The organism is Paenibacillus melissococcoides (assembly GCA_944800085.1).
GTDB classification, from domain to species: domain Bacteria; phylum Bacillota; class Bacilli; order Paenibacillales; family Paenibacillaceae; genus Paenibacillus_B; species Paenibacillus_B melissococcoides.
Map to the genome: position 1 here is coordinate 55,357 of CALYLO010000016.1, position 23,784 is coordinate 79,140.

Annotated in this window: 22 protein-coding genes and 1 riboswitch; of the genes, 13 read left to right on the top strand and 9 right to left on the bottom strand. The window is 58.1% G+C overall.

The genetic code is table 11. From position 1 onward, the window contains the following. Positions 1–3: 3 nt before the first annotated feature. The 3 genes from rfbD to OCY70_RS33100 are packed head-to-tail and all read left to right on the top strand — an operon-like array spanning position 4 to position 1,836. Positions 4–876, top strand: a complete 873-nt coding sequence (gene rfbD / locus OCY70_RS33090) for a dTDP-4-dehydrorhamnose reductase (RefSeq protein WP_213428901.1) — start codon at positions 4–6, stop codon at positions 874–876. Positions 877–902: 26 nt separating this feature from the next. Continuing rightward, positions 903–1,601, top strand: a complete 699-nt coding sequence (locus OCY70_RS33095; RefSeq protein WP_213428891.1) for an ATPase — start codon at positions 903–905, stop codon at positions 1,599–1,601. Between the two features lie 49 nt (positions 1,602–1,650). After that, positions 1,651–1,836: a diaminopimelate decarboxylase gene (locus OCY70_RS33100; RefSeq protein ID WP_249725224.1), complete on the top strand. Its 186-nt coding sequence runs from the start codon at positions 1,651–1,653 to the stop codon at positions 1,834–1,836. Between the two features lie 550 nt (positions 1,837–2,386). Here the strand turns inward: OCY70_RS33100 and OCY70_RS33105 are convergent. Continuing rightward, positions 2,387–2,845, bottom strand: a complete 459-nt coding sequence (locus OCY70_RS33105) for a bactofilin family protein (protein ID WP_213428887.1) — start codon at positions 2,843–2,845, stop codon at positions 2,387–2,389. A 45-nt stretch (positions 2,846–2,890) separates the two neighbouring features. Next, positions 2,891–4,150: a M23 family metallopeptidase gene (locus OCY70_RS33110; protein WP_249725222.1), complete on the bottom strand. Its 1,260-nt coding sequence runs from the start codon at positions 4,148–4,150 to the stop codon at positions 2,891–2,893. Positions 4,151–4,586: 436 nt separating this feature from the next. On the opposite strand from OCY70_RS33110, the gene cls reads away from it, so the two are divergent. After that, complete coding sequence (gene cls / locus OCY70_RS33115; RefSeq protein WP_213428899.1) at positions 4,587–6,014, top strand: cardiolipin synthase; 1,428 nt, start codon at positions 4,587–4,589, stop codon at positions 6,012–6,014. 34 nt (positions 6,015–6,048) lie between these two features. Here cls and ligD read toward each other — a convergent pair whose 3' ends face one another. The 3 genes from ligD to ku form a co-directional block, all read right to left on the bottom strand. Continuing rightward, positions 6,049–6,969: a non-homologous end-joining DNA ligase gene (ligD, locus tag OCY70_RS33120; RefSeq protein ID WP_213428885.1), complete on the bottom strand. Its 921-nt coding sequence runs from the start codon at positions 6,967–6,969 to the stop codon at positions 6,049–6,051. Positions 6,970–7,056: 87 nt separating this feature from the next. Continuing rightward, positions 7,057–8,052 (bottom strand): ATP-dependent DNA ligase, encoded by a 996-nt coding sequence (locus tag OCY70_RS33125; RefSeq protein ID WP_213428883.1) that lies wholly within the window; start codon positions 8,050–8,052, stop codon positions 7,057–7,059. Next, the gene (gene ku / locus OCY70_RS33130) at positions 8,052–9,068 is read right to left on the bottom strand and encodes a non-homologous end joining protein Ku (protein ID WP_213428881.1); all 1,017 of its coding nucleotides are present in this window, start codon (positions 9,066–9,068) and stop codon (positions 8,052–8,054) included. The genes OCY70_RS33125 and ku overlap by 1 nt, the downstream gene beginning before the upstream one ends. Before the next feature lie 227 nt (positions 9,069–9,295). Here ku and OCY70_RS33135 point away from each other — a divergent pair, with 227 nt between their 5' ends. Next, positions 9,296–9,484: an H-type small acid-soluble spore protein gene (locus OCY70_RS33135; RefSeq protein WP_168182836.1), complete on the top strand. Its 189-nt coding sequence runs from the start codon at positions 9,296–9,298 to the stop codon at positions 9,482–9,484. A gap of 88 nt (positions 9,485–9,572) precedes the next feature. Here OCY70_RS33135 and OCY70_RS33140 read toward each other — a convergent pair whose 3' ends face one another. Both OCY70_RS33140 and OCY70_RS33145 read right to left on the bottom strand, forming a co-directional pair. Next, positions 9,573–10,130, bottom strand: coding sequence for an HXXEE domain-containing protein (locus OCY70_RS33140; RefSeq protein ID WP_213428880.1), 558 nt, complete (start codon positions 10,128–10,130; stop codon positions 9,573–9,575). Positions 10,131–10,133: 3 nt separating this feature from the next. Further along, the gene (locus OCY70_RS33145; RefSeq protein WP_213428878.1) at positions 10,134–10,724 is read right to left on the bottom strand and encodes a TetR/AcrR family transcriptional regulator; all 591 of its coding nucleotides are present in this window, start codon (positions 10,722–10,724) and stop codon (positions 10,134–10,136) included. A 299-nt stretch (positions 10,725–11,023) separates the two neighbouring features. On the opposite strand from OCY70_RS33145, the gene tsaE reads away from it, so the two are divergent. From tsaE to OCY70_RS33175, 6 genes are all read left to right on the top strand, one after another. Continuing rightward, a complete protein-coding gene (gene tsaE / locus OCY70_RS33150) occupies positions 11,024–11,503 on the top strand; it encodes a tRNA (adenosine(37)-N6)-threonylcarbamoyltransferase complex ATPase subunit type 1 TsaE (RefSeq protein ID WP_213428875.1) in 480 nt (159 codons plus the stop codon). A gap of 4 nt (positions 11,504–11,507) precedes the next feature. Next, positions 11,508–12,350: a tRNA (adenosine(37)-N6)-threonylcarbamoyltransferase complex dimerization subunit type 1 TsaB gene (tsaB, locus tag OCY70_RS33155; protein WP_249725220.1), complete on the top strand. Its 843-nt coding sequence runs from the start codon at positions 11,508–11,510 to the stop codon at positions 12,348–12,350. An 18-nt stretch (positions 12,351–12,368) separates the two neighbouring features. Continuing rightward, complete coding sequence (rimI, locus tag OCY70_RS33160; RefSeq protein ID WP_213428872.1) at positions 12,369–12,893, top strand: ribosomal protein S18-alanine N-acetyltransferase; 525 nt, start codon at positions 12,369–12,371, stop codon at positions 12,891–12,893. Positions 12,894–12,907: 14 nt separating this feature from the next. Beyond that, complete coding sequence (gene tsaD, locus OCY70_RS33165; protein ID WP_213428870.1) at positions 12,908–13,960, top strand: tRNA (adenosine(37)-N6)-threonylcarbamoyltransferase complex transferase subunit TsaD; 1,053 nt, start codon at positions 12,908–12,910, stop codon at positions 13,958–13,960. A gap of 189 nt (positions 13,961–14,149) precedes the next feature. Then, on the top strand, positions 14,150–14,296 hold the full coding sequence (locus OCY70_RS33170) for a hypothetical protein (protein WP_213428868.1): 147 nt from the start codon (positions 14,150–14,152) through the stop codon (positions 14,294–14,296). Positions 14,297–14,757: 461 nt separating this feature from the next. Then, complete coding sequence (locus OCY70_RS33175) at positions 14,758–16,047, top strand: homocitrate synthase/isopropylmalate synthase family protein (protein WP_213428866.1); 1,290 nt, start codon at positions 14,758–14,760, stop codon at positions 16,045–16,047. Between the two features lie 690 nt (positions 16,048–16,737). Here the strand turns inward: OCY70_RS33175 and abc-f are convergent. After that, positions 16,738–18,711 carry a ribosomal protection-like ABC-F family protein gene (gene abc-f / locus OCY70_RS33180; RefSeq protein ID WP_213428864.1) on the bottom strand — a complete coding sequence of 658 codons (1,974 nt, stop codon included), beginning with the start codon at positions 18,709–18,711 and terminating at the stop codon, positions 16,738–16,740. A 407-nt stretch (positions 18,712–19,118) separates the two neighbouring features. Then, positions 19,119–20,465 carry a magnesium transporter gene (gene mgtE / locus OCY70_RS33185; RefSeq protein WP_213428862.1) on the bottom strand — a complete coding sequence of 449 codons (1,347 nt, stop codon included), beginning with the start codon at positions 20,463–20,465 and terminating at the stop codon, positions 19,119–19,121. A gap of 368 nt (positions 20,466–20,833) precedes the next feature. Then, positions 20,834–21,008: riboswitch (M-box (ykoK) riboswitch) on the bottom strand. A 188-nt stretch (positions 21,009–21,196) separates the two neighbouring features. On the opposite strand from mgtE, the gene ftsW reads away from it, so the two are divergent. Both ftsW and OCY70_RS33195 read left to right on the top strand, forming a co-directional pair. After that, entirely contained in the window at positions 21,197–22,306 is a 1,110-nt protein-coding gene (gene ftsW, locus OCY70_RS33190) for a putative lipid II flippase FtsW (RefSeq protein WP_213428860.1), read from the top strand. A 43-nt stretch (positions 22,307–22,349) separates the two neighbouring features. Further along, positions 22,350–23,498 carry an FtsW/RodA/SpoVE family cell cycle protein gene (locus OCY70_RS33195; protein ID WP_261945332.1) on the top strand — a complete coding sequence of 383 codons (1,149 nt, stop codon included), beginning with the start codon at positions 22,350–22,352 and terminating at the stop codon, positions 23,496–23,498. The last annotated feature ends 286 nt before the right edge of the window (positions 23,499–23,784 follow it).

Genomic DNA, 23,784 nt, shown 5'->3' on the forward strand with positions numbered 1-23,784 from the left:
ATGATGAATCAGGGTGGGATTGTACTCGTTACCGGAGCGGAGGGCCAGCTCGGCAAAGATATGATGGCGGTGCTGCGCCGCTATAGCGTGCCGGCCCGGGGCTACGGCCGCCAGGAGCTGGATGTGACGGATGCGGAGGAGGTGCTGCGGATATTCCTGCGGGAACGGCCATCCGCCGTCATTCATGCCGCTGCTTACACGAAGGTGGACGAAGCGGAGCTCAATCCGGATCTGGCGTACCAAGTCAACGCCTTCGGCTCGCGCAATGTCGCGGCGGCCGCAAGCCAGGTCGGCGCGAAGCTCGTCTACGTCAGCACGGATTATGTGTTCGACGGCCGGACGACGAAGCCGTACACCGAGACGGCCCGCACTCGCCCGATCAATGTATACGGCGCGTCGAAGCGGGAAGGGGAGCGGTTCGTGCAGCTCTTGCAGCCGTCCTCCTTCATTGTTCGCACGTCGTGGGTATACGGGCCGCATGGCAATAACTTCGTCAAGACGATGCTGCGTCAAGCGGCGGTCCAGCCGGAGCTGAAAGTGGTGCACGATCAATCGGGGTGCCCTACGTATACGCTCGATCTGGCCGAGATGATCTTGCGGCTGCTGCGGACGAACCGCTTTGGAACCTATCATGTCACGAATGCCGGGATCTGCTCCTGGCATGAATTCGCGCTTGCGATTATGGAGGAGGCGGGCTTGTCCGTCAAGGTGCGTTCCGTGCCGACATCGCAATTTCCCCGTCCGGCCCGGCGGCCGTCTTTTTCGGCCCTGGAGGGATGGGCGCTGCGCTTGAACGGTTTTCCGCCGATGCGCCCGTGGCGCGAAGCGCTGGCGGATTATTTGCGCCGCTATGCTGCGGGCGGTCCGGTTCGTTAGGAATAACGGGCAAAGGAGGGGTAGTCATGCGATGCGCCGTACTGGGAGCGCGGGATGGGGGCCTGGACCTGGCCTGGCGGCTGAGGAAGCTCGGCCATGACGTCTGGCTCGTCCTCCCGGAAGCCGAGGAGGCCGAGCGCTGGCGCCGCGCCTGCGCCAGCCGCATGCTGTGCACGGTGCATGCGGACTACGCCGTCCGCCGTGCCGATGCCGTCGTCGTGCCGGGCTCCTGGCCGGGCGGCGCGGCGCTGGCGAATGCGATGCGCCTCGCCATCGTGGCCGCGCCGGCGGCTGCGCCCGGCTCGACGGAGCGCCTGCGCGGGAGCGGGAAGGCAGGACCTGCGACCGATGTCGCGTATCTGCCTCCCGCCTGGCTGCAGGCGACCGGCACCGTCCTCCTCGGCACGGCGGACGGCCAGCCGCTGGCGGCGCTCGCGGAGCTGTTCGCGCCGATGAAGCGGCCGGTACGCTATGTGCCGTACCGGGTGGCGGAGTACGCGCAGCGCTGGGCCGTGCGCGGCGGCGTTCCACTCTGGCGGGAGCGTCCCGCCGAACCGGCGGACGAACAGGCCCGCCGGATGTGGCGAAGCTGCTGCCGCCCGGAGCTGGACAGGGTGGAGCGGCTGCGCTATCCGCCCTGGCCCAAGTCGATGCCGGATGTGACCGGGCCTGCGCGGAGGAATGACCCCGGCGAGAACGCGGCATCGCGGGGGATGCCGAAATGATTCAATTCCGGACGAGGGGAGCAAGTACATGAGAGCGAAGCAGTTGCACATGACAGTGAAATGCCTGGGCTGCCAGCGCTTGCTGGCCAGTGAGGAAGCGATGCTGGTATTTCGGACGGGCTTCTGCGGCGACGATCCGGTCGGGGGGTGCGAAGAGTGCGTGGCAAAACATTCGCCGCTGAACCGGCTATGGCGTGTTCGGCTGACGGACTTGCCCTATGACTCGCTGCGGTAGCGGAGTCGAGCGGCTGCCATGTGGGGAGCGTGTGGACAGCTTGGGGAGAGCGGGTGTAAGGTTGCGATATGGGAGGGGAGTGCGAATTGTCTCTGGATGGCGGAAAATTGGGGAATATGTCTTCCAAATAGTGGACACATTTTTGAAAAAGAGATATCGTTCCCGCCATCTCTGTCCCTACTATATACAGTGTGTTCATCCGGAGATATATCTATATGTTGATATTTTTACTTGATAGGATCATAACCCCCTTATGTCCACTTTTGTATGGACATTTTCACCGGTTTGTCCGTACTGAGAGCACATAACATGTTATGTTCCCCCACCGTATGCCAACAAGCATCCGCTCTTCCACTGCGAGAGTGAAGCCGATCGTTCTTCCACCGTAAGAGTTGAATAAAAGTAATAACTGACATCATTACTATTTCGCGAACTTAAAGCAAGAGCTAAGCTAATGGCATAAGCGGATGGAAGGCGAAAATTACATAGCGGGGCCACATCATCTCTTGCTCGGGAAGAGAACGGCCCAGAAAAAAAGCAAGCGGCTTGGTTAGCCCGCTTGCTTTGCTGCGACAGCGTCCTTGTCGTCCTGCTTCGCTTCACGTTCCCGTTCGGGAGGCTCGTGGGCGGCGGCAGCGACGTTCGTTGCGGTTCCTTCCTTCGCTTCCCGATCGACCATGCTCGTGCCGTTCAGGATGCCGCCTTCCTCGACGACAAGCAGCCCCGATTCGCAATGGCCCAGCACCTGTCCGGACGAGGTGATGAGCAGCTTGCCCGTCGTCCTGATATCGCCGACGACGGTGCCCGCGACGACGACATGGCGGGCGATCAAGGTAGAGTGCGCCTCTCCGCGCTCGCCGACGGTGATTGTGCCGCTGCTGCTCAGCTCGCCCGTAAATTTGCCGTCGATGCGCACATTCGATTGCGAGTGAATGGTGCCGTTCATATCGGTGCCGTGGCCGATGAACGTATCCGTCGGCTTGATGCGTTGGGATGATCGTTGAAACATCGTAATCCCTCCTGCTTTGACAGATTTGGCTTAGATGCGTCCAGGTTATGTTCCGTAGGCTGGCGCATTTTCCGTTATCCACATCGGAAGCGGAGACAGCCTGGTGACAGATCCCGGGGAGGACGGGGAATACCCGGGACCGGTACTTCCGGGACCGAATGTCCGGGAAGTTCCAAGATTCCCCGAACTGCCGGAAACGTCAGAACCCTTCTTGACTCCGGAAATCCAGGTTCCCCCAGAACTCTCAGAACTCCCGGCAGCGCCGGAGGCGGCGGAGCTCTTCACGGGCCGTCCCTCCGCCGGGGTGTCCGCGGACGCCTTGGTCAGGAACGGAAGCGGATCAATCGGCTCGCCCCGCTGGACAATCTGGAAGTGGAGATGCGGCCCGGTGCTGCGGCCGGTCGTGCCCAGCGCGCCGATCTTCTCCCCTTTGCCGACCTTGTCGCCCACGGAGACGTGAATCCGCTGCAGATGCATATACCAGGTGTCCAATTGGTTGACATGCCGGATAATAATATAATTGCCCCGCGAAGCGTTGAATCCGGCTTCAATCACTTCTCCCTCGGCCGCTGCGAGGACGGAGTCGCCCGTCTCGCCGCCAATGTCGATGCCGGCATGGAATGCGGCATATCCGGTCAACGGATCCTTCCGGTACCCGAAGCTGGAGGTCAGGCGACGTGACTTTGTCGGCCAGACGGACGGCGTTCCCGCGATGAGTTCCTGCTTCTTCTGGGCTTGATTCAATACGTCCGGCGCATTGCGCTGTATGTAGGACAGCATGCTTTTCATCTGGACGAGATCCAGCCGCGAGCGCTCGGCCAACTCCAGCATCTGCTCCATACCGACGCCAATCTCCTCGCCGCCGACCTGCCGCTGCTCGTTCCAGACCGTGCTGCGAACAAAGCGGGCTTGCTTCTCGCCGCTTTCCTTCGATACGCCGGCATTTTCTTCTACAAAGTCTTCCAATTGCTTCTCCAGACTGCTCATGTGATTGATCCGCTGCTTGACGGTCTCGGTCTCCGATGAGAGGCGGACGATCTCATTTTGCAGCCGTTGAATCGCTTCGTCCTTGTTTTTGACCGTAACTTCAAGCGCCTCGGACTGGTTAGACAGCAAGCCCTCCAGCTCGCGGATCTCCGCCGCGGCCTTCCACTGCATGCTCAGCACCAGACCCGATATCGACAAGACGGCGGCAATCGGGACGGAGACAACGAGCATTTTCGGCACATTCATCTGCTTGACCGCTTGCTCCGCGTCGCGGATGACGAGCAGTGTCATACGGCCATTCCACCAACGCCCTTTCATCACATCACCTCAGATTCCGCATAATCCTGCAAAGTCTACCTATTGCACTCTATTCCAATGTCCCGCTATACAGAACGGATATCTGTCCGAATGAGCCGATTTTGCACGTATGATTGCGCCGAAAAATACACAATACTGGAAGGATAGGGGTGACCGGAGGGGAGCGGAAGGATGGGAGACCAGAACAGGAAGGGGACAGCCGGAGGGGCTGGAAGGATGGGAGACCAGAACAGGGCGGGGAAAGCCGGGAGGGGCTGGAAGAATGGGGCAGCCAGAGCAGGATAGGGACAGTTGAAGGGAGCGGAAGAATGGGGAAGCAGAACAGGAACGGGATGCCGAACGGGCAGAGTTGACAGGAGGTCCGCTCTGATGTAATACATGAAATAAGCCCTGCAAAGGCAACGAGGTCACGGACAGGCGGAGGTTAGAAAAATTGATGTTATGGCTGGTAGTCGCCTTGCTCATATACATATTTCAGATCTTTACCATCGTGCTGCTTGAATACAAGCAGCCTTCCAAGGCGGTCGCCTGGCTGCTGATTCTGTTCTGCTTCCCGCTGATCGGCTTCGTTATGTACTATTTTCTAGCCCAGGAATATACGGCCCGGCGGCGGGTCCGGAAAAGGGGAGGCTGGGGGCATCCCGAGAACCGGACCCGTGACATCGGCATCCAGACGGTGAACCGTCCGGACGACCTGAACAACCCGCAAATGCATAGCCAGCAACGGTTGTTCTCACTCATTTCTTCTTTGTCGGAAAGCCCGATTACGAGCTGCAACGAGACGCGGGTGTTGACGAACGGTCAAGCGACGTTCGAAGCGATGCTGACCGCCATCCGGGAAGCGAAGCATCATATCCATATGGAATTCTATATATTGCGGGACGACGGCATCGGCACCGTCTTCCAGCAGGCGCTTATCGCCAAGGCGAAGGAAGGGGTCCGCGTCCGCATCGTGGTCGACGGCGTCGGCAGCATCGAGCTGCGCCGCAAATATTTGCGGACGTTCAAGGAAGCGGGCGTGGAATTCCATTGGTTCCTGCCGGTGTGGGTTTCGTTTTTCCGCCGCCGCCTCAATTACCGCAATCATCGGAAGCTGCTTATCGTAGACGGGCGGATCGGCTTTGTCGGCGGAATGAATATCGGTGACGATTATTTGGGGTTGGACCGCAAGCTTGGCTTTTGGCGGGACACGCACTTGCAGGTCGAAGGAGATGCGGTATATGCGCTGCAGGCGATTTTCCTGCACGACTGGACGTTCGTGACCGAGCAGTCACTATCGCTTCGGGAGCTGTTCCCGCCCCATCAATGCAAGGGGAAGGAGCAGGTGAAGATGATCTCGAGCGGGCCGGACGCAAGCTGGGATGCGATTCAGGAGCTGTTCTTCGGCGTGCTCAGTTCTGCGCGGGAGCGGGTCTGGATCATTACGCCTTACTTCGTTCCCGATGCCAGCGTGCGGCTCGCGCTCAAGACGGCCGCCGTCAGCGGGATCGATGTCCGCATCATTATTCCGGGCAAGTCGGATTCCCGCCTCGTCGATTGGGCATCCCTCTCTTACGTGGAGGAGCTGCTGCAGGTGGGCGTCCGCTTCTATCAGTATCAGAAAGGCTTCGCGCACGCCAAAACCTTCCTCATGGACCGCACCCTGGGATGCGTGGGAACGGCGAATCTGGATATGCGAAGCTTTTTCAGCAACTTCGAAGTCAACGCGGTGCTGTTCGAAGCTTCGGCGGTCGATCGGCTGGAGGAAGATTTTTTGCGCGATTTCGAGGACAGCGTAGAGCTCGATTACAACCAATTCGTGACCCGTTCCCGCGGACAGCGCGCCGCCGAAGCGGTCATGCGGCTGCTGTCGCCTCTGCTCTAACTCCTTTCGCTAGCTTGCTAGGTACGTACGGAGGTTAGCCTTTTCGTGACCGGATGGCTTGAATCTGGCTGGAGAAGGCCTCCAGAATCGGCTCGATTGCGAGCGGCTCGGCTTCGCGGATCAGATCGCCGACCTTGGCAAGCCGATCGGCCGCATTGAGCAGATGGTAATCGCGGGGCTTCGGATTGCGCTTCACCTCATCCCAGGTGAGCGGCATCGAGACCGAAGCGTACGGTGTCGCCCGCGGCGTGTAGGGCGCTGCGATTGTCCGGGAGGCATCATGCTGCATGTAATCGATATAAATGCGGGTGCCCCGGTTCTTCTTCAGCCGCTCAATCGTGAACAGCTGCGGGTGAAGCTCGCACAGGTAAATAGCGAGCATCTCGCCCAGCTCGCGGAGCTGCATGAAGGTCGGGCCGCGCTTGATCGGCACGATAAGCTGCACGCCGGTGGCGCCGGATGTTTTCGGGATCGTCCGGATCCCGATCCGCTCCATCGCCTCTCCCACGATCCAGGCGGCCTCCATAATGCGCTCTTCCTCCCGAACGGACGGATCCAGGTCGATAATCCACTCGGCCGGGAGCGGGTCGCCGATCCGGTGCAGCGAGGGATGGAACTCGATGCAGGCCAGATTGGCCAGCCACAGCAGCGTAGGCACATTTTGGAGGACGATATAGCGGATATCCCCGGACATCGCGGTCTCGACGAAGGAGGGGGCTCCAGGCGGCACGTTTTTCTGGTAAAAAAATTCCCCGGGAACGCCATGCGGATACCGGATCGTCGTCAGGAAGCGGTCGCGGCACGCCGCCAGCAAATAAGGGCTCAGCCGTATCATTTCCCGGATATAGTCCGTCTTCGTTATGCCCGCCTCCGGCCACAACAGCTTGTTCGGATTCGTGATTTGGATTTCATGCCCTTCTACCATTAAGGACGCGGGCGGTTCTTTGCTGGCCATAGTCCCACCTTCCTGTTGCTTCATTCCGATTCTCGTAAGCTCGTCTTCTGACGTTTTCCTTCTAACGCGAACCTGGCGCTTCTCCCGTTATTTCAGCAGCGGCAGCGTATCAATGCGCGGATGGCGGAGCTGCCCGGTCGGCGTATATTCCAGGGCCAAGGCCCGGCACGGAATCGGCACACTCATCCAGACGATCGGCTCCCGGCGGAGCGCCGGAATCGGTCCTCCGGGCGGGCTTGCAGCCGGATAACGCCCCGCCCAGCCTTCCAGCAGCTGCCGGCGGGTCTCATCGAGTCCGATGGACGCCTTGCCGATATAGCGTCCTTCCAAGTCAGTAAGGACGACGCTGGCCGGACGGCCCTTATTGATCATATAGCCCACCGTCAAGGCTTCGACGAGAAGATCCTTTTTATGCTTGAACCAGTCCTGATGACGCTTGCCCTCCTGGTAAGGGGAGCTTCGCCTTTTGCTGACGACGCCTTCCCAGCCGTGCTGCTCCACCCATTCCCATAATTGAGCGCCATCCTCGAAAATATCCGCCACGAAGCAGGCGGGATGCTTTTCGGGGAACAACTCCAGCAGCAAGCGGTGCCGCTCCTCATAGGGCAGCCGCCTCACATTCCGCTCTCCGATGCCGAGCACGTCGAAGAGAACGTAGACGGCGGGAAGGGCGCCGTCGGGCCGCTGGCGCATCCGCTCCCGTTGGAGCGCCAACGGGAAAGAAGGCCGTCCCAGCTTCGGATCGAAGACGACGACCTCCCCGTCGAGCAGCATCGTCCGGCCGCGAAGTTCCGGCCGCGCTTCCATCATGGCCGTCACGTCCGCATAGATGGACGTCTTCTCCAGCATCCGCTTGGAGAACAGCCGCACCCGGCCCTGAACGCATACGGCGAGCATTCTGACGCCGTCCCATTTCAGTTGATGCAGCCATTCCTCGCCTGCGGGGATGCGGTCGCTTCGAAGCGGAGACATCGGCGCCGCAGGAAGCGCCAGAGAAGAAGGGAGCGCCTCGGAGAAGACCGCGGCGTTCCGTTCCTCCCGCTCCGGCCGCTGTCCCGAGTCTTCCATAGGCGGCCGCGGCATTATGACTCCGTCCGCGCCCGCTTGCGCCGCGTGCCGCCCGTGGCGGCCGGCTCCTCGCCGTCATTGGCCGCCTTCTGCGCGCCGGCTTCCGCCTTGCGGGACGTCTTCTTGCGCCGCGGTGCGGCTTCCTCGGCAGCCGTATCGGCCGCTGCCGCAGGAGCGGCCTTTTTGCGCCGCTTCGGTTCCGCCGCTGCTGCCGGAGCCGCTGCCGCCGCCGGACCCGGATCGGCGCCGATTGGCCGCGGCCCCTTCATCGCCTCGATGCTGGCCTGCAGCGCCGCCATCAGGTCTACGACATTGGCGGCCGGCTGGGCGGCCGGAGCGGTGCGGACTTCTTCGCCCGCGATCTTTTGCCCGATCCGCTCCAGCAAGCGCTGGCGGTATTCATCCGTGTACTGCTCCGGCTCGAAGGCGGTCGACAGCTGGCCGATAAGCAGCTTCGCCATCTCCAGCTCCTTCGGATTGACCTCCACATGCTCCGGAATATTCGGTACCTGCGCGACCGCCCGAATCTCATCCGGATAGAACATCGTCTCCATGACGAGGCAATTTTCGATGACGCGGATGGCCGCGAGACTGCTCTTGGCCCGGATGGTCACCTTGGCGATGCCGATCTTGCCTGTCTGCACCAAGGCCTCGCGCAACAGCTGATAGGCGTTGTTCCCGGCCTGATCGGGAGATAAATAATACGTCTTCTGATAATAAATCGGATCAATTTCGGCCAGGTCGACGAAATCAAGAATCGAGATCGCCCGGCTTGCATCATCCTGCAGCTGCTCCAGCTCGTCTTTGCCGAACAGGACAAATTTCCCTTTTTCATACTCATAGCCCTTCACGATCTCGTCCCAGCCGACTTCTTCCTTGCAGACCGGGCAGGAGCGGACATAGGAGAGCGGGCTGCCGCATTCCTTGTGTATCATTCGCATCGAGATGTCTTTGTCTTCGGTTGCGGTATGCATTTTGACGGGGACATGGACCAAGCCGAAGCTGATTGCCCCTTTCCAGACCGTATGCATCAATTCTCCTCCTTGCGCCTGTTCACTCATTCGCCCGCACATCGCCGTGCGGCATCTGTATCACCATATTCATGGAGTTCCTGCCTGTATGTCATTGTTCAAAATACGACTTTTTGGACAACCTCTATAGGTAAGTATGCGATAGTTCGCTATCTTCTACGCATGCATGAAAAAGCCGCCTTTGCGTCACGTTAAGGCTTAGATGCAGCGGAAGGGAGGTTTTGAACATGGATGCACATCGCGCGAAGCATATTTTGGAAATGAAGGACACCGTCCCTGTCCAGCTCGACGGCGAGCAGCCGGTCTGGATTGAGAGCGTGGATGTCGCCAATGGAATGGCGACGGTGCAAGTGGGGAACAACCCGCTCAATACAGAGACGGTATCGGTTGACCGATTGAAGGAGCCGAACCAATAGGCGAACGGCAGGAGTTGGGCCTTCCTCCTCAAGCACGGGAGCGGGAGCCAGGGGAAGGCGCGTTGTCAGCATCGGCCTTCCCGTTTTGTCATTTGCCCGCAGTTCTGAATTGGCTGCGCCAGCGGGACATAAGGAGGAAGACGGCAGGGAGCAGCACGATGGCGGCGAGACCGTCCCACAGCAGCCGTTCCGGCGCGATCACGCGATCCGCGAACAGGCGGAAGAACGCATAACCGGAGTAGGGCAGGACGAGCAGGACGGCGGTGATGACGCCGGGCGTTACGCTGCGGGTATAGACGGACAGTCCGATATGGGTGAATACATGCAGGAAGAAGATAAGGAGCAGTATCAGATACAGGTCGTACAAGGAAAACATCACGGCCGCCAGCGTTGCCGCGACGACGACGAGAAAGACCCAGAATACATCGCCCGCGAAATCCCGCGTCGTCATTTGCAGGCTGCTCGCGGCAAAGCGGCGGACAACAGGGGACATCTGCGCCAGAATGCGGTCGCCGTGACGGCGAAGCCAGGACTCCACATAGAGGATTTCCTCGAAATCATGGAACATGAACACGATAGGAAACAGCCACATGACCGTGACCGCGTCAAGATGAGCGGCTATCCAGCCGCTGATTGCATCGTTCATCGGTTACCCCTCCTTCCCCGGATGAAGCAGCATGCCTTGAAGGAACAAGCCTGCGGTATGAGCGCCCAGCTCCTCCGGCGTTCTCTCTCCCGTCTCTGCATAGCGGTAGACGAGTCTCTCTATCGCGGCGACGATCGATTCGGCCGCGAGCTCCGGATCGATGTCCGGCTTGACGATGCCAAGCGATTGATTATGAAGCATATTGGCGACGATCTGGCGAACGATGCGTTCCCGTACCTGCTCGCTGTCGTCGGAGATTTGCAGCGCGATCTTCGTCAGCTGCGGCTGTTCCCCGAACAGACGGAACAAGTCGGTTAGCGCCGAGACGATATACTTCTCCACCTCCGAAGCGGGGAGATGCTTCACCTCGGAACCGGCGTTGCCCAGGCGCAGGAGCTGCTCATTGAACTGCTGCAGAAGCTGGGCGGCAAGATCGTCCTTGCTTTTGAAATACAGATAAAATGCGGCTTGAGTTAACCCCGCCCCGGCGACAATGTCGCTGACCTTCGTGCCGCGCACCCCCTTGGCGGCAAATAGTTTCTCGGCCGATTCCATCAGCTTGCGCTTGCTCTCCTGCGCGGTGTTCCGTGCCATAAGCCAACCTCCTCGTTACTAACTAATTAGTTAGTAATATCGTATCATTCGAGTCCTGCAGTGTAAAGGGGGACGACGATAGAAAATCCAAGGCTCAGCTTCAGTTTATCGCGGCCGGAAATACGGTTGTTGATATAAAGCATACGGGGCGGAAAGAAGGGATATAGGCTTCCGGGGCACGGGCCTTCGCCAGCAGCGGGAGGCTCGCTGCTGGCCGCCCTGCGCTTGTGAGGAGTGCCGGCATTTTTGTGTTATAATGAGGTGTCAGTAACTAACAGTTGAATGTCGTGGAGGGAATTATGAACCAATCAGCGGAATTCGCCTTTTACTCCGCGAGCGAAGCGGATACGGAACGGCTGGCCGCGAAGCTGGCCGAACGCTGTCAGCCCGGCACGGTCATCGCGCTCGATGGGGATCTCGGGGCGGGCAAGACCCGCTTCTCGCAGGCGGTCGCGCGCGCGCTCGGCATCGAGGGGATCGTCAACAGTCCGACGTTTACGATAATTAAGGAATATGACAGCGGCCGGCTGCCGCTCTATCATATGGATGTGTACCGCATCTCGATGGCGGAAGCGGATGAGTTGGGGCTGGATGAGTACTTGTATGGCGACGGCGTGTCGCTGGTCGAGTGGTCAAGCCTGATCACGCCGCTCCTGCCGCCGCGTTATTTGCATCTTTTTATGCAGACAGAAGGCGAGACGGAGCGGATCATTCGCTTGACCGCCTATGGGGAGCCTTATGTAAGCTGGATTAATGAACTTAAACGGATGGGAGTCTGACATCGTGGATCAACAGGATCATAACAGAACGCGGGTGCTGGCCCTGGATACGTCGACGTCCGCTCTGACCGCCGCCCTGCTCGAAGGGGGCGCGCTCGTGGACGAGCGCCATTCCCAGGCCGAGCGCAATCATTCGATCAAGCTGCTGCCGACGCTGCAGTCGCTGATGGCGGATAACGGGTGGAGCGGGAAGTCGACGGATCTCGTCGCCGTCGGTGTCGGCCCCGGATCGTATACGGGCGTGCGCATCGCGGTCACGGCCGGGAAGACGATGGCCTGGGCATGGGACAAGCCGGTCATCGGCGTATCCAGTCTGGAGGCCTTGGCGCTCTCCGGCCTGCAGCAGGCCGAGCAGGACGGCGCGGCAGCGGGCCGCGTTGGGCGCATCCTCGTCTACCCGCTGATGGATGCGAGAAGGGGCCAGGTCTATACGGCTCCCTTCGCCTGCAACGGAAGCGGGGCCGAGGCCCTGACGGACGGCGTGGAGCGGCATGGCGATGACGGGATTCGCCTGTTCTCGCTGGTCGCCGAGGAGGCGTCCCGGGCGCTGGAAGCGGATGCGGATGCGGAAGGCGCGGATCATCCGCATGCGGCCGCAGCCGTGTGGTTCGTCGGCGACACCGGAGCGCAGCAGGAAGCGCTGGATGGCCTGCAGACGCAATGGGGAGAGCGGATTCGCGTCATCCCGTGCGGAATGGAGGCGCGCTGGATCGGCCGTCTCGGGCTGCGCGCCTATGCCGCAGGCAGGCGAACGGATACCCATCGGCTCGAACCGAACTATACGCAGTTGGCGGAAGCGGAAGCGAAGCTGCTGGCGAAGGAACGGGCGGACCGGAGGCAGCAGTAATAGAAGGGAGCATGTCAGATGGGACAACGGCCTGAATACGATGAGGATGGACGGGAAGCATCCGGCGGAGTGGAGTTCCGTCCGATGCGGCTTGAGGATATTCCCGGCGTGCTGGAGGTGGAGCACGCTTCGTTCACGGTGCCGTGGACGATGGATGCGTTCCGGAATGAATTGACGCAGAACCATTTTGCCAAATATACGGTGATGCTTCATGGCGATCGCATTATCGGCTATTCCGGCATGTGGACGGTGGTGGATGAAGCTCATATTACCAATATCGCCGTTCATCCCGATTTCCGGGGGCAGAAGCTCGGGGAGCGCTTGCTGCGGGAGATGGTCGTTCAGGCGCTGGCCTACGGCATGGAGGCGATGACGCTGGAGGTTCGGGTGTCGAATCATATCGCCCAGCGGCTCTATGCAAAGTTCGGCTTTCAGGGAGCGGGCGTGCGCAAAGGATATTATTCAGATAACAAGGAAGATGCGCTAATTATGTGGACCGACCTGAAAGCGTTGGCCGCCTCTTCCTCTCAACAAGCGGAATAAAGCAGGTGACATTCGTGAATATACCAAGTTCTCATACCAATCCGGCGGAAGCGGACGTCATACTCGCGATCGAGACAAGCTGCGACGAGACGTCTGTCGCTATCGTTCGCGGGGGACGCGAAGTGCTGGCGAATCAAGTGTCGAGCCAGATCGACGTCCACCAGCGCTTCGGCGGAGTCGTGCCGGAGATCGCTTCGCGCAAGCATGTGGAGATGATTACCGTCATGCTGGAAGAAGCGGTCAAGCAGGCAGGCATTGCCCTGTCTGACATTACGGCCGTCGCGGTCACGCAGGGGCCGGGGCTTGTCGGTTCGCTGCTCGTCGGCATCGTGGCGGCGAAGTCGCTGGCGATGGCTTTGGACGTGCCGCTCATCGGGACGCATCATATCGCCGGGCATATTTATGCGAACCGGCTCGTGCAGGAGCTGGCTTATCCCTGCATGGCGCTCGTCGTCAGCGGCGGGCATACGGAGCTGGTTCATCTGGAGCGGGAGGGCGTGTTCCGCGTCATCGGAAGCACGCGCGACGACGCGGTCGGCGAGGCTTACGACAAGGTCGCCCGCGCGGTCGGCTTCCCGTATCCGGGCGGTCCGCATATCGACCGCCTCGCCGTGGACGCGGACGACGCGATCACGCTGCCGCGCGCCTGGCTGGAGCCTGATTCCTATGATTTCAGCTTCAGCGGACTGAAGTCCGCCGTGCTGAACGTCGTCAATCAGGCGAAGATGCGGGGCGAGCCGCCGATGTATGCGGCCGTCGCCCGCGGGTTCCAGGAATCCGTCATCGACGTGTTGACGGAGAAAGCGATGCGCGCCGTGAAGGAATACGGCGCGGCCCAATTGCTGCTGTGCGGCGGCGTGGCCGCCAACCGCGGGCTGCGAGCGGCGCTGGCCGCACGCTGCGAGGCCGAAGGCGTGCCGCTCTTGATTCCGCCGTTCGAATATTGCACGGACAATGCGGCGATGATCGCGGCCGCGGCGCATCTCAAGTGGAAGCACGGGCAGTTTACGCCGCTTGATTTCCAGGCGCAGCCGCTGTTCTCGCTCGAGGCGTGGTCGGTGGAATAGCTGCCCATCGCTTCCGGACGCTTTTTCAAATTAGGTATTGACTCGTATGTACCGGGACAATATAATAGTCATCAAACCTCAATCCTTCCATGGAATGGGAATATCGGTTGACACGCAATGAACAGGAGCAGTAGAGGATAACGGTCGAACCAGAGAGCTGCGGGACGGTGCGACGCAGCGGCGGTTGCCTTGAACTCGCCTGGGAGCGGAACGGCGGAATGCCGGCTTGGGATGCGGACGGAAGCGGACGCCGATCCCTCAAGCGCGGCGGTATGCCGTTACGGAGCCCCCGTCAGCGGGCGCGCGCATCGCCATGATCCGGATCCGGCGGTGTGACGCATAAGCGGATGAACGCTTCATCTTGAGCGCGAAGATGAAGGTCGTCAACTAGAGTGGTACCACGGCATCTACCTGTCGTCTCTAACGAGATGACAGGTTTTTTTGTTATCAACGAGTATGCATATAGCGAACGCGCAGAACGGGAGCAGTAAGACACGGAAGCCGATCAGAGAGCTGCGGGGTGGTGCGACGCAGCGGCGGAACGTCTGAACTCGCCCGGGAGTGGAGCGGCTGAACAGGCTCATGGCATCGGAAGGATGCCGAAGGGCAGTAGGCGGCTACGGTACCTGACCGTTATCAGGCCGAGGGGGAGGATCCTGCGATTGCGGATGATCTTCCAACGAGAGTCGTACCGCGGCAGAGCAGAGCTTGTCGTCTCTTTAGAGACGGCAGGCTTTTTTTATTTTTGAGAAGATGGATTATTTTCAGAAAAAGAAGGATTAATGGGAGGAATCGCGATGGGTACTCATACAGAAGGTAATGCGGTGCTGGCAGGAGCTGCGCCAGATCAGGAGAAGCGGATGATTCAGATTTTCGACACGACGCTGCGGGACGGCGAGCAGGCCCCGGGTGCGGCCTTGACGCTGCCTCAGAAGCTGGAGCTGGCGGAGCAGCTCGTCCGGCTGGGTGTCGACGTGATCGAGCCGGGCTTCCCGATCTCGAGTCCGGGAGAATTCGAAGCGGTGCAGCGCATCTCCCCGGAGGAATACGGGGCGCTGTTCCGCAAGGTGCGCCAGGGAGCGCGCGGAGCCGAACAGGCGGTGTTCAGCGCCCACTGCCATAATGACCTGGGGCTGGCGGTCGCGAACAGCCTGGCGGCGATTCAAGCGGGCGCGACCCAGATCGAGGTGACGGTCAACGGGGTCGGCGAGCGGACGGGGAACTGCGCGCTGGAGGAATTGATCATGGCGCTCGATACGCGCGGCGATGCCCTGCGGGCCGCGACCCGCATCCGGCCGGAATATTTGTACGAGACGTCGCGCGCGGTCAGCCGGATGATGCATTTCCCGATTGCCTACAACAAGCCGGTGGTCGGCCGCAACGCCTTCCAGCATGAGTCCGGCATCCATCAGGACGGCCTGATCAAGAACCGCAACACGTATGAGAATATGGATCCGGTGAAGCTGGGCATCCCGCATCATATGATTATTCTGGGCAAGCATTCGGGCCGGCACGCGCTTAAGCACCGCGCGGAGCAGTATGGCGTCCATCTCAATGCTGACCAGTTGAACGAAGTGTATGACCGCTTCAAGCGCGTGGGCGATGCGCAGAAGGTCGTGACGGACGATCAGCTGCTGCAATGCATCGGCGAGACGGTGAACGAGCAGCTGGAGCCGTTGAGCCTGCTTGATGTTGAAGTGGTGGCGGGCAATGACCGCAAGCGGGCTGCGTCCGTGACGGTGCAGGAGCAGGCGACCGGCAAGAAGCAGACGTATGCGGGGGTGGGCAGCGGACCGATTGAAGCGGTTATCCGCGCCTTGTCGCAAGCTGTCCGGGAGCCAATCCGGTTCGAGGATCTGGAGCTGCACTCGCTCTCCTCCGGGGAGGAAGCGTCTGGGGAAGCGGTCGTGACGGTATCGCTTCGTGATCAGGTATATCAGGGAAGCGCGACGCATCAGGACATCGTGCTGGCCCCGGCTCAAGCCTATATGGCCGCCTGCAATCGGGCGCTTCGCGGCGCCGCTGCTCATGGAGGTCCGGCGGAAGAGCCGGAGCTCGTGTCCGCCCGGCGTCACGATGCATTCTGAGGCGGATGTGGACAAAGTTATCCACATATCCTGTTGAAAATGGGGATAAAACGCTTACTCCCCTCTGGGACCAAGGTCTGGATCCAGGTGAAAAAGAGGATAGATTTTTCAGGATATGCCCTATAAGTTGTGGATAATGTGGATAAAACAGTGGATAATGCTGGGGATTCCACGAAAACCATTGGTATGACAGCGAAAAAATCGACATGAAGCTGGAGTCGACAGCCGACCGTCCCGTCGCGAGCTGTGCATAAGTTGTGATTTATGTGTGCGTGATCATTCCCGGACTTCATCGTATGAAAACGGGAGGCCGCCGCACAGCTCGCGGGGAAAGGATGTAATGAGCATGAAACCCGCTAATGATTTCAACAGCGGATTGGGTTTGGAAGAAGGAGGGAATGTTTCAATGGAAAAAACCAATGAACGGGTAAGCGGTGCAGGATAAATTGGAGGAGCTTGGCTTCGCCAATCGGGTAGCCGTCTTTCCGCTTACGCCGCAGGAGCTGATCGGGATGACGAGCGGCCGGGTGATGCCGATGTTTAGAAGGCCAGGGGAGTTCCTTCCCGGGCACAATGAAGGGCTGCCCTGCGGGTCCGATCCGACCCTGGGCAGCCCTTTACGGTTTGGACAGGCTGGCATGCAGACGACTGAGCCTCTATTTCTGAGCTTTCTAGGCTCTACTCTACTCTCTAGGCTTCCATCAGCAGCTCCCATTCGGCGTATATCGCGTTCAACGCTTCCTTGTCTTCATCGAGCTGCGCCTGGATCGCTTGGACGCGGACATAGTCGTTATACACGTCCGGTTCGGCAAGCTCCAGCTCGCGCTCGGCGATCTTCGCTTCCAGCTCGGCAATCTGTGTCTCCAATTGCTCGAGCTTCCGCTGGCGGGCACGCTCCTCGCGCTTGGCCTGCTTGTCGGCCTCATAGGCCTCCGCCGCGCTCAGGCCCGCATCGGCCGCGCTGTCCGCCGCGGCGCCGCCCTGGAACGCGGCCGGCTTGCTTGGCGCCGCCGGCTGCTGGGAAGCGTGAATCGCCGCGTCTTCGGCAAGCTCCTGCTTTTTGGCCATATAGTCGTCATAATTGCCGAGATACGGGTGCGTTCCGTCCGCATCCAGCTCAATGATGCGCTCCGCCATCTTGTTCAGGAAGTAGCGGTCATGGGAGATGAACAGCAACGTGCCTTCATAGTCGTACAGCGCCGATTCCAGCACTTCCTTGCTGAACAGATCGAGGTGGTTGGTCGGCTCGTCGAGAATCAGCACGTTCGCCTGCTGCAGCATCAGCTTGGCCAGGGCGACACGCGCCTTTTCCCCGCCGCTCAGGGAAGCGACCTTCTTCGTCACATCATCTCCGCTGAACAGGAAGTTCCCCAATACGGTCCGTATCCGCACCTCTTCCAGATGCGGATAGGCGCTCCATACCTCTTCGAGCACGGTATGGTTCGGGTTCAGCGTCGATTGCTCTTGATCATAGTAGCCGATCGAGACGTTGGTGCCCCAGCGGGCGCTTCCGCCGCGAAGGGGATGCTTGCCGATCAGCACCTTCAGCAAGGTCGACTTGCCGATTCCGTTCGGACCGATAAGAGCGACCATCTCTCCGCGCTTCAGATCGAATTCCGCATGGCGGAACAATGGCTCCGCGCCGTCATAGCCCGCGGACAGATCCTGCACCTGCAGCACGTCCTTGCCGCTCTGCCGCGCCGTCTCGAAGCGGAAATGCGCCTTCTTCAGCTCGCCGGCCGGCTTCTCCAGCCGATCCATCTTCTCCAGCGTCTTGCGCCGGCTCTGCGCCCGCTTCGTCGTCGACGCGCGCACGAGGTTGCGCTGGACGAAATCCTCCAGCCGGGCGATCTCGTCCTGCTGCTTCTCGTATAACTTCATTTGCTGCTCGTACTCGGCGGCTTTTAATTCCATATATTTCGTATAATTGCCGGTGTAGCGCTTCGCCTGATGCCGTTCGATCTCGATAATGGTGGTGACCATCGCATCCAGGAAATAACGGTCGTGGGACACGACCAGCACCGCTCCCGGATAGGAGCGGAGATAATTCTCGAGCCATGTCAGCGTATGGATGTCCAAATGGTTCGTCGGCTCGTCCAGCAGCAGCAGATCGGGCTGCTGCAGCAGAATGCGGGCCAAGGCCAGCCGGGTCTTCTGGCCGCCGCTCAGCGTATGAATGGGCGTGCCCGGATCCATCTGGCCGAAGCCCATCACGTGAAGAACGCTCCGCACCCGCGTCTCCATCTCGTAGCCGCCCTGCATGCGGAACCATTCCGAGCGCTCGGCGTATCTGCGCATCACCGCTTCATGGCGGGCGGCGTCGGCGGCGGTCTCCGGATCGGCAATCTCATGCTCGAGCTGTCTCAGATCCTGTTCCGCTTCCACTAAGGGGGCGAATACGAGCATCATCTCGTCCCAGATGGAGCGGTCGGATTGCAGTCCGCTGTTCTGAGCCAAGTAACCGATGCGTGTTTCTTTGGCTTTATAAATGGTCCCGCTGTCCGGGGACATCTCTCCGGCGATGAGCTGCAGGAGCGTCGATTTGCCGGCTCCGTTGACGCCGACCAGCCCAATCCGCTCGCGCTCCAGAATCTGCAGCGTAATATTCGACAATACGGGAGTTATCCCGTAACTCTTGCTCATGCCGTTCACTTGAAGCAGCATAGGGGTATCTCCTCCGTTAATAACAAGCTATTCTCTCGTATCACGATCCGAAAATAATGAAATGATACCATAGCCCGTGATGACATCCTTTCAATCTGTTGCTGTGCCATGGGGCTTGGCGGTCAGGCCGCGGGAATCGGGGATTCCGTATCGGTCTGGCCCATTTTCTATTCTCGCCGATCGCGGGAAATTTGTCTAATCAATCCGGCCGTGAACCGATGGATATCGCCGCGGACGATTCGATTCATTCATGATTGGGCTAGCGGCTCCGGAGCCGGCCGGCGGCAACGGGAGGTTCAGGCGCACGCCGAGAGCCCCATCCCGGTTGAGGTTGGGGCTCTCCATTGGCAGTCATAAGCGCTATTCGTGATGGCGAGTAAGCCGATGCAGGATTGGATCGGTCCCAATCACAGGTTCAGCATCAGCTTCGCCAAAGTGAAGTAGATGATCAGTCCGGTGCCGTCCACCAGGGTGGTGATGAACGGGCCGGAGACGACGGCCGGATCGACTCTGAGCTTGTGCAGGACCAGAGGCAGCACAGCCGCGATGAGGGAGGCCCAGATCACGATGAAAATCGCCGTCAAGGCTACAACGCTTCCGATATCAAAGCCTACTCCGAGCAGTTGGGCGCGAAGAAACGTGGCTGCGCCCATACAGAGTCCGAGAACTAAACCGGTCGACACCTCTTTGCGAACGACTCTGAATATATCCTTCGGCTTCACTTCCCCGAGCGCCAGAGCTCGAACAAGAGTCGTTACGGTCTGGGTTCCCGTATTGCCGCCCGTCCCGACCAGCAATGGGATAAAGAATGCGAGCGCGATGACTTCCGAGAGCGTGTCTTCAAAGTAGCGCAGCACATTCCCCGTATAGGCTTCGGCTATGAATAGGACAAGCAGCCATGCGATTCGCTTGCGAAATAGCTTCCAGAAGGAATTTTTAAAATACGGCACTTCCAAAGGCTGGCTTCCGCCCATTTTCTGAAAATCTTCCGTCGCTTCTTCATGGATAACGTCAATTAAATCATCGACCGTGATAATCCCGATCATTCGCTGCTCCTCGCTAACGACGGGAAGAGCCACCAGATCATAATTGGATAATATCGTCGCAACCTCCCCCTGGTTCATCCGGGCAGACACCGACACGAAATCCTTGAGCATGATTTCCTCCAGCTTGGCGTCGGCCTTGGCGAGGATCGCTTGCTTGAGGGACACGATCCCGACCAGCTTGCCGTTATTGTCCAGCACATAAAAGTACGAAACCATTTCCGCGTCTTGCCCGACTTTTCGGACATGCTGCAGCGTATGCTCCACCGTCCAATAATTCCGGACCGCAATATAATCTACCGTAGCCAGGCTCCCTGCCGATTCTGGCGGGTATTGCATCAGAGCGCTGATTTTCTCCCGGTAATCGGCAGGCAGAAGCTCCAATAAAGTTCCGGCTTGGTGAGGATGGATAGCCAGCAGCAGATCGACGACTTTATCGCTGGACATCTCATTCAGCATGGAAGCGGCTGTCTCCTTGGTTCCGCGGTCCAAGATTCGATACTGCAATTCGGGATCGGCATATTCCAAAATTTCTGCCCCGAGGGCAACCGGAAGCTTGGCAATAAATTGAATTTGTTCGCTTTCCTCAAGCTCCATTAGCATCTCAGCTAAATCATAAGGCTGGAACCGGGCGAGGAAATCATTGAGGGCCTCCTGCTTTTGCTCGGCCAGTTTATCTTTCAAGTCTTGAATCATCGATTTTTGAACCATGTTTATTCCTCCTATCGAAAACATCCTTCCACGTATTGTTGCTTACTTTCGATTCGTTAAACAGACACAAAAAAGCTCTCCCTGCACATAGGAAGAGCTTGTAGTTCCTGTTCTCCATTACACTCACTGTTTGCATCTCTGCATACTTAAATACACCTGCCCCGATACCGGGCAGCGTGAAAAGTGCAGTATGAATGACAGTTAAGGGTAAAGAGAACCTCGTTCTCCCTCTTCACAAGATTATGAACTTGATGAGATGACGGAATACTGGAACTACTATCCATTGAGTGTTCTCCCCCCTTTGCAGAATAAAATAAAAACCCTCCAGGAGTCCTAGAGGGTTCAATGAATGCACGCAAATATAACATTCCCGCGCCCCCTAGTTGAGTTTTAGCACTATGCAACGTAAAGAGAAGCCTTCTTCTCTTAGCCACGTTAAGAAAAGCCTTAATCCGGCAATTCCTGTTCTACCCATGGGCATCTTTCGATATTTCTGGGCAGTGGCCTATGTTTGCATAGGAGCCTCACCTAACAAGGTCTTTATGACATTTTAAACCTTAACCCGGCCGTTTGATTTTGTCAACCCCTTCAGGGAACAACTTTAACCTTTTCATAACCTCTTTTGGGGGAGGAGTCAATACACTGGAGTAGTGTGACGGAAACAGCGAGGGGTATCGTTGTCAATATCGTTTTAACGTTTTCATTTTGAAGGATGCACGAGGTGAGTTCATTTGAAGCAAACGATCAAAGGCCGTCCGGATTTTTTGCTCCTTTTTGTGACCTTGCTGCTAGTTATGTTCGGATTGGCGATGATATACAGCGCAAGCTCGGCCGTGGTCAGCCTGAAATATGAGAATCCGTCCTATTATGCGTCGAAGCAAATGTTGTTCGCTCTCATTGGTCTTGTCGCTATGTTTGTGTTCATGAATATTCCGTTTCGTACATGGAGCAAGGCCGCACCCTTCTTGTTGTTGTTCTCGATCGTTCTGCTTGTGCTCGTTCCTTATTTCGGCGTCAAGGTGAATGGCGCAACCCGATGGTTCAATGTGGGCGGGATGCGGTTCCAACCGACGGAATTCGCCAAGCTGTCCTTAATCATCTATTTGTCGCATTTGATCAGCAAAAAAGAGGAACGGATTCGCGTGTTCGCCGTGGGATTGCTGCCCATTCTGCTGGTCATTGGCGTCATGCTGGTGCTGATTATGCTGCAGCCGGATTTTGGCTCGGTGATGATCATTTCGATTCTATCGATGACCATCATTATTATCGGCGGGGCGAATATGCGTCATATCGCGATCCTGAGCGGGGGATTCGGGGTGCTGCTGGTCATTCTTGCCTTCAGCCGCAGCTACCGCTACCAGCGGATTATGTCGTTTTTGAATCCGTTCGATGATCCGGAAGGATCCGGCTATCAATTGATTCAGTCTTTGATCGCGCTGGCTCACGGGGGGATGACGGGAACGGGTTACGGCCAGAGCGTGCAGAAGCTTTTCTATTTGCCGGAAGCGCACACCGATTTTATTTTTGCCGTCATCGCCGAGGAATTCGGTTTTGCGGGCGGGGTATTGCTTTTATTTTGTTTTTTTCTTTTCTTCTGGCGGGGCCTTATGGCAGCGCTTCGCAGCGATGAGCCCTTCGGGATTATGCTCGGAACAGGCATTATCACGATGATATTTGCCCAGTTCGCGTTGAACCTGGGGGCGGTAACCGGGGCGATGCCGATTAAGGGCGTACCGCTTCCGTTCATCAGCTATGGAGGCTCTTCTCTTTTGCTATGTATGGCCAGCGCCGGCATACTGTTGAATATTTCCCGCGACAATGATCGGAGACAGCGCGAGTAAGCATGCCTTCTTACCCAATCTGCGAACTAGAGGTACTCACATGATGTTTTATATTCGCAAGCTAAAAAAATTGGACAAGCCGACGCTCCTGGTGCTGCTTGGCCTGATGATTCTCGGGACGGTTGCCGTAGATGAAGCTACTTCCGGCACGAATCTGGATGGGCTGTACAAGTACAGCATAGGCTTTTTTGTACTTTTCCTTCTTCCCATGCTGCTGATATCGCTGCTTGACTACTCTATTTTTACAGGCGCCGCAGCTTATATTTTATATGGCATCGGGCTTGCTCTGCTTCTCTTCGTGATGTTCACCGGAGAAAATATTAACGGAGCGGTACGCTGGATAAGAGTCGGAGGCTTCCAGCTTCAGCCCTCTGAATTGGTTAAAATCGCTACCGTGCTTGTCACCTGCAATCTGCTGCAAAAGCGATCCGGGAACAAGCTCCGGTTCATTCGGGATTTGCTGCCGATAGGCGCCGTGTTCTTCTTACCGGCTTTCATTGTGATGAAGCAGCCGGATTTGGGCACCGCGCTCGTGTTCGTCGCCGTCCTGCCCGTCATGCTGTGGATGGGGAATATTCACGTCCTGCATATGCTGCTGCTGCTCGCGTCGATGGCCTTGCCGGTCGGGGGCGTCTGCTGGCTGTATTTTTCGAATTACGATATCCTGGCCAACCTGTTGAAGCCCCATCAATTATCAAGAATCGAGACGTTTCTTGAACCCGGCCTCGATCCTGATAAATCGTGGCATGTCAATAACGCGATGAATGCGATCGGATCGGGTCAAATGAGCGGAAATTCCGGCTTCTATGTTGATCGCGGTTACATTCCGTACGCATACTCGGATTCCATCTACGTGGTCATAGGCGAGAAATTCGGATTTATCGGCTCCTCGGTTCTGCTGCTTTTATTTTATTTGCTTATTTTCCGCATGCTGTTTATCGCCCGGGAGAGCCGTGATCTGGCGGGCTCCTATCTCGTTGTCGGCCTGGCCGGCATGCTGCTGTTTCAAATCTTCGTCAACATCGGCATGCATATCGGCCTGATGCCGTTGACCGGCATATCGCTTCCGTTCATCAGTTACGGGGGCAGCTCCTTGCTGGCGAATATGCTGTCCATCGGGCTGGTGCTGAGCGTCCATGTTCATAAGGACGACATCGCCATGGCGGCAGATACCGGCGGCAATATGAGATAAATAAGGGCGTGCTTGCTTAGGAGGAATTGAACATTGCGGGTCATCCCTCTGCGCGCTGCGCAGGGGGTTTTCGAATTGGTTCAGATTATGGTGATATCTGCGTGTATGAATCGCGGAGAACGCGCGGCATGGCGTTTGCACGCAAAAATGGGCCGGATGGTGGCGCTAACGGGGGAAGGATGGTAAACTAAGGTTGAAAATAATGAAAAATGAATGAAAATTGAGTACATCTCATATAGATTGCCCTGCGGAATTCCGATACAACTTCAGGGCCGATATAGAAAGG

Coding starts and splice junctions, on each gene's coding strand:
- OCY70_RS33105 (WP_213428887.1), bottom strand. CDS start 2,845: ATGTTTCAACGATCATCCCAACGCATCAAGCCGACGGATACGTTCATC.
- OCY70_RS33095 (WP_213428891.1), top strand. CDS start 903: ATGCGATGCGCCGTACTGGGAGCGCGGGATGGGGGCCTGGACCTGGCC.
- rimI (WP_213428872.1), top strand. CDS start 12,369: ATGGGACAACGGCCTGAATACGATGAGGATGGACGGGAAGCATCCGGC.
- OCY70_RS33195 (WP_261945332.1), top strand. CDS start 22,350: ATGTTTTATATTCGCAAGCTAAAAAAATTGGACAAGCCGACGCTCCTG.
- OCY70_RS33135 (WP_168182836.1), top strand. CDS start 9,296: ATGGATGCACATCGCGCGAAGCATATTTTGGAAATGAAGGACACCGTC.
- cls (WP_213428899.1), top strand. CDS start 4,587: ATGTTATGGCTGGTAGTCGCCTTGCTCATATACATATTTCAGATCTTT.
- OCY70_RS33110 (WP_249725222.1), bottom strand. CDS start 4,150: ATGAAAGGGCGTTGGTGGAATGGCCGTATGACACTGCTCGTCATCCGC.
- abc-f (WP_213428864.1), bottom strand. CDS start 18,711: ATGCTGCTTCAAGTGAACGGCATGAGCAAGAGTTACGGGATAACTCCC.
- OCY70_RS33175 (WP_213428866.1), top strand. CDS start 14,758: ATGGGTACTCATACAGAAGGTAATGCGGTGCTGGCAGGAGCTGCGCCA.
- OCY70_RS33125 (WP_213428883.1), bottom strand. CDS start 8,052: ATGCCGCGGCCGCCTATGGAAGACTCGGGACAGCGGCCGGAGCGGGAG.
- mgtE (WP_213428862.1), bottom strand. CDS start 20,465: ATGGTTCAAAAATCGATGATTCAAGACTTGAAAGATAAACTGGCCGAG.
- OCY70_RS33145 (WP_213428878.1), bottom strand. CDS start 10,724: ATGGCACGGAACACCGCGCAGGAGAGCAAGCGCAAGCTGATGGAATCG.
- tsaE (WP_213428875.1), top strand. CDS start 11,024: ATGAACCAATCAGCGGAATTCGCCTTTTACTCCGCGAGCGAAGCGGAT.
- rfbD (WP_213428901.1), top strand. CDS start 4: ATGAATCAGGGTGGGATTGTACTCGTTACCGGAGCGGAGGGCCAGCTC.
- OCY70_RS33140 (WP_213428880.1), bottom strand. CDS start 10,130: ATGAACGATGCAATCAGCGGCTGGATAGCCGCTCATCTTGACGCGGTC.
- ligD (WP_213428885.1), bottom strand. CDS start 6,969: ATGGCCAGCAAAGAACCGCCCGCGTCCTTAATGGTAGAAGGGCATGAA.
- ku (WP_213428881.1), bottom strand. CDS start 9,068: ATGCATACGGTCTGGAAAGGGGCAATCAGCTTCGGCTTGGTCCATGTC.
- OCY70_RS33100 (WP_249725224.1), top strand. CDS start 1,651: ATGACAGTGAAATGCCTGGGCTGCCAGCGCTTGCTGGCCAGTGAGGAA.